This is a genomic window from Anoxybacillus flavithermus (assembly GCF_002742685.1).
GTDB lineage: Bacteria > Bacillota > Bacilli > Bacillales > Anoxybacillaceae > Anoxybacillus > Anoxybacillus flavithermus_E.
On the sequence record NZ_PEDM01000009.1, the window covers coordinates 15,758 to 28,178 of the forward strand.

At 38.6% G+C, this 12,421-nt stretch carries 11 protein-coding genes; 8 read left to right on the forward strand and 3 right to left on the reverse strand.

Annotated elements, in window-relative coordinates; translation table 11 throughout:
• Window positions 1–2: 2 nt before the first annotated feature.
• The gene (locus CS060_RS06130; RefSeq protein ID WP_099668782.1) at window positions 3–563 is read left to right on the forward strand and encodes a YpmS family protein; all 561 of its coding nucleotides are present in this window, start codon (window positions 3–5) and stop codon (window positions 561–563) included.
• A 25-nt stretch (window positions 564–588) separates the two neighbouring features.
• On the opposite strand, the gene CS060_RS06135 is transcribed toward CS060_RS06130, so the two are convergent.
• Both CS060_RS06135 and plsY read right to left on the reverse strand, forming a co-directional pair.
• Window positions 589–1,953 (reverse strand): RsmF rRNA methyltransferase first C-terminal domain-containing protein, encoded by a 1,365-nt coding sequence (locus CS060_RS06135; protein WP_099668783.1) that lies wholly within the window; start codon window positions 1,951–1,953, stop codon window positions 589–591.
• Window positions 1,953–2,534: a glycerol-3-phosphate 1-O-acyltransferase PlsY gene (plsY, locus tag CS060_RS06140; protein ID WP_035048201.1), complete on the reverse strand. Its 582-nt coding sequence runs from the start codon at window positions 2,532–2,534 to the stop codon at window positions 1,953–1,955. The genes CS060_RS06135 and plsY overlap by 1 nt, the downstream gene beginning before the upstream one ends.
• A gap of 136 nt (window positions 2,535–2,670) precedes the next feature.
• Here plsY and CS060_RS06145 point away from each other — a divergent pair, with 136 nt between their 5' ends.
• From CS060_RS06145 to treR, 7 genes are all read left to right on the forward strand, one after another.
• Window positions 2,671–3,075 (forward strand): CoA-binding protein, encoded by a 405-nt coding sequence (locus CS060_RS06145; RefSeq protein WP_035047387.1) that lies wholly within the window; start codon window positions 2,671–2,673, stop codon window positions 3,073–3,075.
• A gap of 122 nt (window positions 3,076–3,197) precedes the next feature.
• The gene (parE, locus tag CS060_RS06150; RefSeq protein ID WP_035047385.1) at window positions 3,198–5,171 is read left to right on the forward strand and encodes a DNA topoisomerase IV subunit B; all 1,974 of its coding nucleotides are present in this window, start codon (window positions 3,198–3,200) and stop codon (window positions 5,169–5,171) included.
• Between the two features lie 4 nt (window positions 5,172–5,175).
• A complete protein-coding gene (gene parC, locus CS060_RS06155; protein WP_099668784.1) occupies window positions 5,176–7,572 on the forward strand; it encodes a DNA topoisomerase IV subunit A in 2,397 nt (798 codons plus the stop codon).
• A 68-nt stretch (window positions 7,573–7,640) separates the two neighbouring features.
• Window positions 7,641–8,027 (forward strand): PilZ domain-containing protein, encoded by a 387-nt coding sequence (locus tag CS060_RS06160; protein ID WP_035047389.1) that lies wholly within the window; start codon window positions 7,641–7,643, stop codon window positions 8,025–8,027.
• A gap of 209 nt (window positions 8,028–8,236) precedes the next feature.
• The gene (gene treP / locus CS060_RS06165) at window positions 8,237–9,640 is read left to right on the forward strand and encodes a PTS system trehalose-specific EIIBC component (RefSeq protein WP_035047383.1); all 1,404 of its coding nucleotides are present in this window, start codon (window positions 8,237–8,239) and stop codon (window positions 9,638–9,640) included.
• 1 nt (window position 9,641) lies between these two features.
• Window positions 9,642–11,306 (forward strand): alpha,alpha-phosphotrehalase, encoded by a 1,665-nt coding sequence (gene treC, locus CS060_RS06170; RefSeq protein ID WP_035047382.1) that lies wholly within the window; start codon window positions 9,642–9,644, stop codon window positions 11,304–11,306.
• A gap of 27 nt (window positions 11,307–11,333) precedes the next feature.
• The gene (gene treR / locus CS060_RS06175) at window positions 11,334–12,056 is read left to right on the forward strand and encodes a trehalose operon repressor (RefSeq protein WP_099668785.1); all 723 of its coding nucleotides are present in this window, start codon (window positions 11,334–11,336) and stop codon (window positions 12,054–12,056) included.
• Between the two features lie 161 nt (window positions 12,057–12,217).
• On the opposite strand, the gene rpmG is transcribed toward treR, so the two are convergent.
• The gene (rpmG, locus tag CS060_RS06180) at window positions 12,218–12,367 is read right to left on the reverse strand and encodes a 50S ribosomal protein L33 (protein ID WP_003397205.1); all 150 of its coding nucleotides are present in this window, start codon (window positions 12,365–12,367) and stop codon (window positions 12,218–12,220) included.
• Window positions 12,368–12,421 lie beyond the last annotated feature (54 nt).

A 12,421-nucleotide genomic window follows, 5' to 3' on the forward strand; every position in this document is an offset into this window, starting at 1 on the left:
TTGTGAAGTGGAAAATTTTATTTTTTAGCTTGTTAGGGATAAACGGTCTAATGATCGTATTACTACTTTTTTATATGTTTCAGCCATCTTCTTCACCAAATCTCTCAAACATCAACGGGGAAGGACCAACATTTACTGTTCAAACATCAAAACAACATATGAATACGTTAATTCGTGATTATATTCGGAAGCATAAAAAAGAAGGCGAATTGTCTTATGATGTTCAATTAGCTGATCGCCTCTATATTACAAGTGCGATTCCGATATTCGGAAAACAAGTCGATTTAACAATGGTATTTGATCCAAATATTGACGAAAGAGGGAACATTATACTGGCTCATCCAACAATGACATTCGGACAGCTTCGTTTGCCTGTTCCATATGTATTGGCGTATATAGAAAAGTATGCTTCTTTACCAAATTGGGTGAAAGTGGATGCGAAAAAAGAGCGCATTTATATTGTTGTCAGCGATATTCGTATAAAAAAAGGATATATGCTTAAAGCGAAAACGTTTGATTTAAGTAAAGATGAGATGACTTTTACAGTTACAATTACAAAATAGGATGTCCCACATATCGAGGGACATCCTATTTTATCCGTAATCCTTTCGGGTAAAAGTTTTTTACCACTCCTTTTACTTCTTTTCCCCAACCGAGTGGATAACCGTCAATAGTGATTAATATCCATCCTCGATCTCCATTTGTTTGTAATGTTTCTCCTTTCATATATCGTAGGCTTTCTTCAAACGTAAGAGACACATATGCTTGTACTTGTTGTTTTGTTAATGCCATCGCTAAAGCGTGGTTTGGTTCAAAGCGATTTTTTTTCCATTCTCCGATATGGAGACCAGGGCGGACGACTTTTAAACCATCTAGGCGAGGGCATGAATGTGGGAGGGCAAATAAGTGCGTGCCAAACGCATACATCGTTCCTTTTATTGTTGTTTGCATTGTATGACTCATAAACGTTTCATAATCGCGCCACATCGCTTTAGGGACATTACATGCGACCGTTTTTCCATTCCAACGTTTGACGCTACTTCGTTTGCGCATTTTTGCGACGAAATGCCCTTCACCTTTTAGATGATGCGGCCAAAGCCTTGCTGTATGTGTGATGTTTTCATCATGCGTGTTGGTCCAATGTGACACACCTGGTTGAATCCCATGTTTTTTTTCAATTGGGATTAACTCCATATCCTCGTAAGTCGCTAAAAACCAGTCAATGATTTGCTCATTTTCTTCAGGGGAAAATGTGCATGTCGAATAAACGAGCGTGCCTCCTTCATTTAACATCTTATAAGCACATGATAAAATGTGTTGTTGTGTTTGTGCACATTTTTGAACGTGTTCTAAACTCCAAAATTGGATCGCTTCCTCGTCTTTTCGAAACATGCCTTCCCCTGAACATGGGGCGTCAACTAAAATTTTATCAAAAAAGCCTTCAAACGTTTCTGATAGTTTTTTAGGTGTTTCGTTTGTCACAACAGCATTTGTAATTCCGAGTCGCTCAATATTTTCAGATAAAGCTTTGACGCGTTTTGGATGAATTTCGTTTGCCAATAAAAATCCTTCGTTATTCATCAAGGCAGCTAGCTGCGTTGTTTTTCCTCCCGGCGCTGCACATAAGTCAAGTACTCGTTCTCCTGGAGATGGAGCAAGCACTTCGGCTACGAACATGGCACTCGGTTCTTGAATGTAATATAATCCAGCAGCATGGTACGGATGTTTTCCCGGTTGGGCGTTGTCATAATAAAATCCCGTAGGACAAAAAGGGACCGGTTCAAGCTCCCATGGACTGATGTTTAAAAATGTCGATGGTGATACTTTCAATGAATTGACCCGCAAACCATTGACTTTTTCTTCATTGTATGTCGCAAAAAAACGCTCCGCTTCATCTTGAAGCAAAGCATTCATTTTCGTTACAAATTCTTTTGGTAAATGACATGTAGCCACTATAACCACTTCACTTTCGGTTCTGTTTTGTTTAAAATACGTTTAATGTTCGCTCGGTGACGATAAAATACAAAAAGTGTTAATAATGTGACGACAATGCGCAAAGGAACATCATCGGTCCATACAAATGCATAAGCGGTCGCATACACGCCAGTTAACATGGACGAAAGCGAGACGTATTTTGATATATATAGAATGAGGAAAAAAACAGCTAACATCGTCATAAAGAGAACAGGTGAATAAAATAACAACACCCCACCAGATGTAGCAACCGCTTTTCCACCACGAAATTGGGCAAACACCGGATATGTATGACCGAACACAGCAAACATCCCTGTAAGAAGCGGGTGAATATCTACAGAAAACAATACAGGTAAGCTTGCAGCTAACGTTCCTTTTAAAATGTCGGCAATTGTCACAATTAATCCTGCTTTTACACCGAGTACACGAAATGTATTTGTTCCACCTAAATTGCCGCTTCCATGTTCACGTATGTCAATTCCGTACCCTACTTTTCCAACGATCAACGCGAACGGAATCGAACCGAGTAAATAACCGATGATCATAAACAAAATAGACATCCTATGCACCCTTTACCTCATTAGTATTGCCCCATACAGAGGCCATGCTTTTATTGTAACATGCTTTTTTAAAAAATGAAGGCAGGATTATTTTTTTACATGAAGAAATACTAGTTTATTATGGGAGGTAGATGATATGGGTCCAAGTCGTGAACAAATTAAACAAATTTTAAACAAGGCGAAGCGAATTGCTGTCGTAGGATTGTCAGATCGTCCGGAACGTACATCGTACATGGTCGCAAAAGCGATGAAAGAAGCAGGATATGAAATCATTCCAGTTAACCCGCTTATTAAAGAATGGGAAGGTATTCCGGCTGTTGCTACGTTAACAGATATCGAAGGACATGTCGATATTGTGAATGTGTTTCGTCGCTCCGAACATTTACGTGAAATTGCTGAGCAATTCGTACAAATAGATGCGGACGTGTTTTGGGCGCAATTAGGTGTATATGATGAAGGCGTATATCATGATTTAACAGAAAAAGGGTATACGGTTGTGATGGATCGCTGTATCAAAGTAGAACATGCGCTCACACGGTAAAAACGACCATTCTTTTTGTAATGGTCGTTCTTTTTCTTCATGACGTTGGACGTTTTACGAATGTATGTTAAAATAGAGAAAGTCGAAAAAATAGAAACAAATGTTCTTGTTATGAAAGGGGAATGATTGTGACAGATAAGCAGCTTCTTACATATAACGAAGACGCCATTCAAGTGTTAGAAGGGTTAGAGGCGGTTCGTAAACGGCCAGGGATGTATATTGGAAGTACAGATAGTCGTGGTTTGCATCATCTCGTATATGAAATTGTAGACAATGCAGTTGACGAGGCGCTTGCTGGATATGGAAAGCGCATTATTGTAACGATACATAATGACCAAAGTATTAGCGTGCAAGATGAAGGCCGTGGGATGCCTACAGGCATGCATAAGTTAGGAAAGCCGACTCCAGAAGTTATTTTGACGGTATTACATGCTGGAGGAAAATTTGGTCAAGGCGGCTATAAAACGAGTGGTGGTTTACATGGTGTTGGAGCTTCTGTTGTGAATGCTTTGTCTGAGTGGTTAGAAGTGACAATTCATCGTGATGGGTTTATATATTATCAACGGTTTGAACACGGTGGAAAACCTGTAACTACGCTTGAGAAAATTGGAGTAACAAAACAAACAGGTACAAAAATTCGTTTCAAACCAGACCCAACGATTTTTAGTACAACAACGTTTCATTATGAAACGATTAGTGAGCGTTTGCGGGAATCTGCATTTTTATTAAAGGGCTTAAAAATCGAATTATATGATGAACGATCGGGATTACGTGATACATTTTATTACGAAAATGGAATTGAAGCGTTTGTACAATATTTAAATGAGGAAAAAGATGTGCTGCATCCGATTGTATTTTTTAGCGGCGAGCAAAGTGATATTGAAGTCGAGTTTGCTTTCCAATTTCATGACGGATATGCAGAAAACATGCTTTCGTTTGTAAACCATGTCCGAACGAAAGATGGAGGGACGCATGAAATTGGGGCAAAAACAGCGATGACTCGCGTGTTTAATGAATATGCACGAAAAGTGGGCTTATTAAAAGAACGAGATAAAAACTTAGAAGGGACAGACATCCGTGAAGGATTATCTGCGATCATATCTGTCCGCATTCCAGAAGCATTGTTGCAATTTGAAGGGCAAACGAAAGGCAAATTAGGAACACCTGAGGCTCGTTCGGCTGTTGAAGCGGTCGTTAGTGAAAAACTGACGTACTTTTTAAATGAAAACCCGGACATTGCAACGCTGTTAATTAAAAAAGCGATTCGTGCGTTTCAAGCGCGTGAGGCTGCACGAAAAGCTCGGGAAGAAGCAAGGTCGGGAAAAAAGCGAAAAGGAAAAGAGTATGTATTAAGCGGAAAATTAACACCTGCTCAAACACGAAATCCACAGAAAAATGAATTGTATTTAGTCGAGGGAGACTCAGCGGGTGGCTCAGCTAAACAAGGTCGTGATCGTCGTTTTCAAGCCGTATTGCCTCTTCGTGGGAAAGTCATTAACACAGAAAAGGCGAAACTAGCTGATATTTTTAAAAATGAAGAAATTAACACAATTATTCATGCCATTGGCGGCGGTGTGGGGGCTGATTTTTCGCTCGATGATATTCATTATGACAAAGTGATCATCATGACTGATGCGGATACAGACGGGGCACATATTCAAGTGTTGTTGTTAACGTTCTTTTACCGTTACATGCGACCGCTCATCGAAGCTGGTAAAGTGTTTATTGCCCTTCCACCACTTTATAAAGTGAGTAAAAAAGTAGGTAAAAAAGAGATTGTTGAATATGCATGGACGGATGAACAATTGCAGTCGATTTTAAAGAAGATCGGTAAAGGATACACAATTCAACGTTATAAAGGACTCGGTGAAATGAACGCCGATCAATTGTGGGAGACGACAATGAATCCTGAAACACGAACGCTTATTCGTGTTCGTATTGACGACGCAGCGCGTGCAGAGCGTCGTGTCACGACACTAATGGGGGATAAAGTAGAGCCGAGAAGGAAATGGATTGAGTCGAATGTGCAGTTTGGTTTGGAAGAAGATATGAATATTTTAGAAAACGATCATGTGATGACAGCCGAGGGGGAATAAGGGAATGGAACGTGTATTAGATTTACCATTTGAAGATGTGCTTGGAGATCGATTTGGTCGATATAGTAAATATATTATTCAAGAACGCGCCCTACCTGATGCACGCGATGGATTGAAACCAGTGCAGCGTCGCATTTTATATGCAATGTATGTGGATGGAAATACGGCCGATAAACCGTTTCGCAAATCAGCGAAGACTGTCGGAAATGTTATCGGTAATTTTCATCCACATGGTGATTCTTCCGTATATGAAGCGATGGTGCGCATGAGCCAAGAATGGAAAGTAAGAAATGTACTTATTGAAATGCACGGGAATAATGGAAGTATTGATGGAGACCCACCCGCAGCGATGCGTTATACAGAAGCAAGATTATCTGCGATTGCATCTGAATTGTTGCGCGACATCGATAAAGAAACGGTAGAATTTGTACCAAACTTTGATGATACAAGCAAAGAACCTGTTGTATTGCCAGCGATGTTCCCGAATTTACTTGTCAATGGTTCAACAGGCATTTCAGCAGGTTATGCGACAGAAATTCCACCACATCATCTAGGAGAAGTAATTGATGCGGTAATTATGCGCATTGATCATCCGACTTGTACAGTTGATGATTTAATGACCGTATTAAAAGGTCCGGATTTTCCAACGGGTGGCATCATCCAAGGAAAAGAAGGCATTAAAACGGCCTACGAAACAGGAAAAGGGAAAATTATTATTCGCGCTAAAGCGACGATCGAACAAGGGAAAGGCGGCAAACAAGCGATTGTGATCACGGAAATCCCTTACGAAGTCAATAAAGCGAATGTAGTTAAAAAAATTGATGAATTGCGCCTTGAAAAAAAGTTGGAAGGAATTGTTGATGTGCGTGATGAAACAGATCGCACAGGTTTACGCATCGTTATCGAAGTGAAAAAAGACGGCAACGCAGAAGGTATTTTAAACTATTTGTATAAAAATACTGATTTGCAAATTACGTACAATTTCAACATGGTTGCCATCCATGAGCGTCGTCCAAAGTTATTAAGCTTGCCGCAATTATTAGATGCATATATCGAACATCAAAAAGAAGTGGTTGCCAATCGTTCGCGTTATGAATTACGAAAAGCAAAAGAACGTGCTCATATCTTAGAAGGATTAATGAAAGCTGTATCCATTTTAGATGAAATCATCGCAACGATTCGCGCTTCTCAAGATAAAAAAGACGCTAAAACGAATTTGATGGATCGATATGGGTTTACAGAACCTCAAGCGGAAGCTATTGTCACATTGCAATTATATCGTTTGACGAATACAGATATTTATGATTTGCGTGAAGAAGCAAATGCGCTCCATGATAAAATTGAGCAATTAACATCCATTTTAGAAAGTGAAAAAAAGCTATTATCTGTCATTAAATCAGAATTGAGAAAAATGAAAAAAACGTATGCCGATGAACGAAGAACGACCATTGAAGAAGAAATAAAAGAAATTAAAATCGAAATGAACGTTGTCATTCCAGAGGAAGATGTCATCGTCACTATTACAAAAGACGGATATATCAAACGCACGAGCCTTCGATCTTATAGCGCCTCTAACGGACAGGATATCGGGATGAAAGAAGGAGATAGGTTGCTCGGGATGTTTGAGATGAACACAACACATACGTTATTGTTATTCACAAATAAAGGTAACTATTTATATTGTCCTGTTTATGAAATTCCAGACATTCGCTGGAAAGATCTTGGTCAACACATTTCTCATATAATTCCGCTTGATCGGGACGAACAACTGATTAGCGCCATCCCAATCACAGATTTTGAAAACGGTTATCTATTATTTATTACAAAACAAGGATTGGTGAAAAAAACACATCTCGTTCATTATAAAGCGCAACGTTATTCTAAGCCGCTTGTTGCTATGCGATTGAAAGAAGATGATGAAGTTGTGAACGTGTATCAAACAGATGGCACAGGCCGTATATTCCTCGTCACGCAATACGGATACGGATTATTGTTTTCAGAAGAAGAAATAGGAGAAGTAGGCGTTCGAGCAGCGGGAGTAAAAGGCATTCATTTAAAAGACGGAGATTATGTTGTTTCTGGTCAACAGGCAACAGACGAAAACATAATACTTGTAACAAAACGTGGAGCAGTGAAAAAAATCGCTCGAACAGAGGTCGAACCGTCTACTCGTGCGAAACGAGGACAACTTCTCGTTAAAGAAGTGAAGACGAATCCACATCGATTAGTAAACTGTCATTTCCTCTCACATGGACATGTTGTTTTAAAAACAGAGAAAGGGATAATTGAAGAAGTCAACGTTGACGAACTACGATTAAGTGATCGATATGGCAATGTCACATACGTGCTTGATTATGATGAAGTTGGTAACGTGACAGATGCGTGGTTGAAATGGTCATAATTCCCTTGCATTCATTTATGATTTCAATTATATTGAAAAAGGTATAGTTTGTGTGTGGGGGATTTATGATGAGATTTAAACGCCAAGAACCTTTTCGATATCAATTTGGTCAACCGATTCCGTGTACGTTTCGTATTACACGTATAGGAGAACGGGAAGTAGAAACGGATAAAGGAGCGGCCGAAATTCACGATATTAGTCCACGCGGTGTCCGAATGGAAACCACCTTAAATTTGCCGATTGACTCCGCCAAAGGTGAAATTGAAGTGGAGTTACAGTTTACGATTGTTGATCAACCAATAAACGTGCGTGGGGTTGTCATTTGGAAAAAAACATCGGTAAATGAGTTTCAATATGGTCTTTCTTTAGAGATTTCTAAGCAAGAAGAAATGCAATTAATTGGTGAAATTAAACGACATGCAGCGATGTATGCGCGAAAAAAAGAAAGTAAGTAGAAAAAGATGCCTTTGAAGTGCTCCCTTTCTGACAGAGGACACTTCAATATAGGCATCTTTTTTTCTTAAAATTTCTTAAGAATTGTTTGAAAGCGGTTGACTTACTTGTATATACAAGTTAAAATAAAAAACGAATAAACAAACTTGTATATACAAGTTTGTAAAAGGTGATGTAAACGTTTCAATCTTCAATCAAGGAGGAATAAATGATGCGACAATCCGTGGAACAAATTGTTCAAGCAGTCGGTGGGAAGGAGAATATTATTGCGGCTACACATTGTGTGACGCGCCTTCGTTTTGCGTTAAAAGACGAAGGAAAAGTTGATAAAGAAGCGCTAGAAAATATTGATATTGTTAAAGGTTCATTTTCAGTTAACGGTCAGTTTCAAGTGGTGATTGGGCAAGGATTAGTTGAAAAAGTCTACAATGAAATGATTGAAATGACCGGGATGGGTCGTGCAACGAAACAAGATATTAAAGATGTCGCGGAAAAAAAATTAAATCCGATACAACGGGCCATTAAAACGTTAGCTGATATTTTTATTCCCATTTTACCTGCCATCGTCACAGCCGGTTTATTGATGGGGATTAACAACATTTTAACAGGTCCAGGAATTTTTTATGAAGGAAAATCGATTGTTGATGTTCATGAACAATGGCGCGATTTTGCTGATATGATTAACTTAATTGCCAATACAGCGTTCGTCTTTTTGCCTGGGTTAATTGGTTGGTCCGCTGTTAAAAAGTTTGGTGGAAGCGAGTTGCTCGGAATTGTACTCGGACTTATGCTTGTTCATCCAGCGTTATTAAATGCATGGGCATATGCTTCAGCTGTGCAAGAAGGAATAGTGCCGTATTGGAATTTATTTGGATTTGATGTTCAAAAAATTGGTTATCAAGGTCAAGTATTACCGATTTTAATTTCATCATATGTGTTAGCGAAATTGGAACAATTTTTGAAAAAACGCATTCCGGAATCATTTCAATTGTTGCTTGTTGCTCCAATTGCATTGCTTGTGACAGGGTTTGTTTCCTTTATTGCGATCGGTCCTGTGACGTTTGGTATTGCAAACGCTTTAACAGATGGTCTTGTCGTTTTATTTGATCGTTTTGCTGCATTAGGTGGGCTCGTATATGGAGGATTATACGCTGTTCTTGTTGTCACAGGAATGCATCATACGTTTTTAGCGGTAGATTTACAACTGATCGGTAGTACAGGCGGGACATTTCTATGGCCGATGCTTGCCTTATCAAACATCGCACAAGGTTCAGCAGCACTTGCAATGGTGTTCGCAACGAAAGATGAAAAATTAAAAGGTTTATCGTTTACATCGGCTGTATCCGCTTATTTAGGCATTACAGAACCAGCGATGTTTGGTGTAAACTTACGATTCCGCTATCCATTCATTTCAGCCTTAATTGGTTCGGCAACAGCAGGCATTTTTATTACAATGAATAAAGTAAAGGCATCTTCTATTGGTGTCGGTGGATTACCTGGCTTTTTATCTATCTTCCCTGATAAATGGGTACCATTTTTCATCGGCATGGCTATTGTTCTTATCGTTCCATTTACATTGACATACATCTTGGCAAAGACGAAAGGCGGTAAGTAATATGCATCCATGGTGGAAAACAGCGGTCGTGTATCAAATTTATCCAAAAAGTTTTAAAGATACAAACGGTGATGGAATTGGCGACTTGCAAGGAGTCATAGAAAAACTCGATTATTTAAAAATGCTTGGGGTGGACGCCATTTGGCTCACCCCGATTTACGAGTCGCCGCAGCGTGATAATGGATATGACATTAGCGACTACTATCGTATTTATGAACCGTACGGTAAAATGGAAGATTTTGATAAACTTATTGCGGAAGCGCATAAGCGCAACATAAAAATTGTAATCGATATCGTTGTGAACCATACGTCAACAGATCATGAATGGTTCCAACAAGCTCGCTCATCTAAAGATAACCCGTATCGTCATTTTTACATTTGGAGAGATAAACCAAACAATTGGCAATCGAAATTTGGGGGATCAGCTTGGGAGTATGATGAACAAACAGGACAATATTATTTACACTTGTTCGATGTTACACAAGCTGATTTAAACTGGGAAAACGAAGAAGTGCGTAAGCGTTTATATGACATGATGCATTTTTGGTTACAAAAAGGAGTAGACGGCTTCCGTTTAGATGTCATTAATTTAATTTCGAAAGATCAACGATTTTTAGACGATGATGGATCTATTCCCCCTGGAGATGGAAGAAAATATTATACAGACGGTCCACGCATTCATGAATTTTTACAAGAAATGAATCGAGAAGTATTTTCGAAGTACGATATGATGACAGTAGGGGAGATGTCATCAACGACAATTGATCATTGTATTTTATATACAAATCCTGATCGTCATGAACTGAATATGACATTTAATTTCCATCATTTAAAAGTCGACTATCCAAATGGAGAGAAGTGGGCAGTTGCTGATTTTGATTTTTTACAGTTAAAAAAGATTTTATCAGAATGGCAAGTTCACATGCATAAAGGTGGTGGTTGGAACGCATTATTTTGGTGCAATCATGACCAGCCACGCATCGTTTCTCGTTATGGGGATGACGAACGCTATCATAAACAATCAGCAAAAATGCTTGCAACAACGATTCATATGATGCAAGGCACCCCTTTTATTTATCAAGGTGAAGAAATTGGAATGACTGATCCAAAATTTGAACGAATCGATGATTATCGAGATGTCGAATCATTAAATATGTACCGAATATTAAAAGGACAAGGAAAAAGTGAACCAGAGGTATTGCATATTTTACAGCGAAAATCTCGTGACAACTCTCGAACACCGATGCAATGGAGCGATGAAGCACATGCAGGCTTTACAACTGGGACGCCTTGGATTTCTGTGGCTAATAACTATGGAGAAATTAATGTTCAACGAGCATTACAAGATCCGACATCTATTTTTTATCATTATCAAAAACTCATTCAGTTGCGTAAACGATACGACATCATTACGACAGGGGATTACGAACTCATTTTAGAAGACCATCCTTCGATTTTTGCATATATTCGCAACGGAAACGATGAAAAACTTGTTGTGATTAATAATTTTTACGGACAAGAAACGTTGTTTGAATGGCCAGAACATGTCGACATCACAGAATATAAAAGCGAAATGTTATTATCGAACTATGACGACTCACCAAGCGATTTTACAAAAATGATGTTGCGTCCGTATGAATCGATTGTTTATTACTTGAAAAAATAATGGTAAAATATTTTTCGGTGATAAACAATGAGTGAAAACAAATATTTGTCCATTTATAATGACTTGTTATCGAAAATTGAAAAGGGAATATTTAAACCTGGAATGAAAATTCCTTCTGAAAATCAGCTTGTTGAACAATATGAGACATCGCGAGAAACGATTCGCAAAGCGCTCAATTTACTTTCGGAACATGGGTATATTCAAAAAATTAAAGGAAAAGGTTCCATTGTATTAGACGTTCGTAAATTCGATTTCCCGATTTCAGGACTGATTAGTTTTAAAGAATTAGCACAAAAGTTAGGAAAACCTTCGCGAACGATTGTTGAGCAACTTGAAGTGATGAAGCCCGATGACATGTTAAAAAAGCATCTCCATGTGACAGCGAGAGAGGACATTTGGAAAGTAGTACGCGTGCGAGAAATTGAAGGCGAGCGCATTATTTTAGATAAAGATTTTTTTAACAAAAAATTTGTTCCGTTTTTGTCTAAAGATATATGTGAGCGCTCCATTTATGAATATTTAGAAAAAGAATTGCAATTAAAAATTAGCTTTGCCAAAAAGGAATTTTTCGTCGAAGAGTGTACGGATGAAGATCGAAAGTATTTACATGTTGAACAATATACGCACGTTGTTGTCGTGCGGAATTACGTTTATTTAGATGATGCGAGTTTGTTTCAATATACAGAGTCCCGTCATCGTCTTGATAAATTTCGATTTGTTGATTTTGCGCGGCGCATTCATTTGCATTAAAAATCATGGTATCGTCCCAAAAGAGGTGTAATGCTCCTGTATAGGGCAACATGGTAAAATAGACCACCACTAAAACCTAGTAAAACCAAAGGTTCCAGGGGTGGTCTATTTCACATACTTCGGTGAAATTTCACCAAAAAGGGGCTTTTGAGTGAGCCCCATTATTTTGTTTCACGATGTAATGTGTGGCGTTTCAAACGTGGGCAATATTTTTTTAATTCAAGTCGTTCAGGATTGTTCCGCTTATTTTTTGTTGTTATGTAGTTACGGTCTCCAGTTTCTGTACATTGCAAAACAACTTTCACACGCATATAGGCACGCTCCTTATAGAGAAAATAGTAATCATTACGTTTTGTATCATAATA

Coding starts and splice junctions, on each gene's coding strand:
- plsY (WP_035048201.1), bottom strand. CDS start 2,534: ATGTCTATTTTGTTTATGATCATCGGTTATTTACTCGGTTCGATTCCG.
- CS060_RS06145 (WP_035047387.1), top strand. CDS start 2,671: ATGGGTCCAAGTCGTGAACAAATTAAACAAATTTTAAACAAGGCGAAG.
- parE (WP_035047385.1), top strand. CDS start 3,198: ATGATTGTGACAGATAAGCAGCTTCTTACATATAACGAAGACGCCATT.
- parC (WP_099668784.1), top strand. CDS start 5,176: ATGGAACGTGTATTAGATTTACCATTTGAAGATGTGCTTGGAGATCGA.
- CS060_RS06160 (WP_035047389.1), top strand. CDS start 7,641: ATGAGATTTAAACGCCAAGAACCTTTTCGATATCAATTTGGTCAACCG.
- treP (WP_035047383.1), top strand. CDS start 8,237: ATGCGACAATCCGTGGAACAAATTGTTCAAGCAGTCGGTGGGAAGGAG.
- treC (WP_035047382.1), top strand. CDS start 9,642: ATGCATCCATGGTGGAAAACAGCGGTCGTGTATCAAATTTATCCAAAA.
- treR (WP_099668785.1), top strand. CDS start 11,334: ATGAGTGAAAACAAATATTTGTCCATTTATAATGACTTGTTATCGAAA.
- rpmG (WP_003397205.1), bottom strand. CDS start 12,367: ATGCGTGTGAAAGTTGTTTTGCAATGTACAGAAACTGGAGACCGTAAC.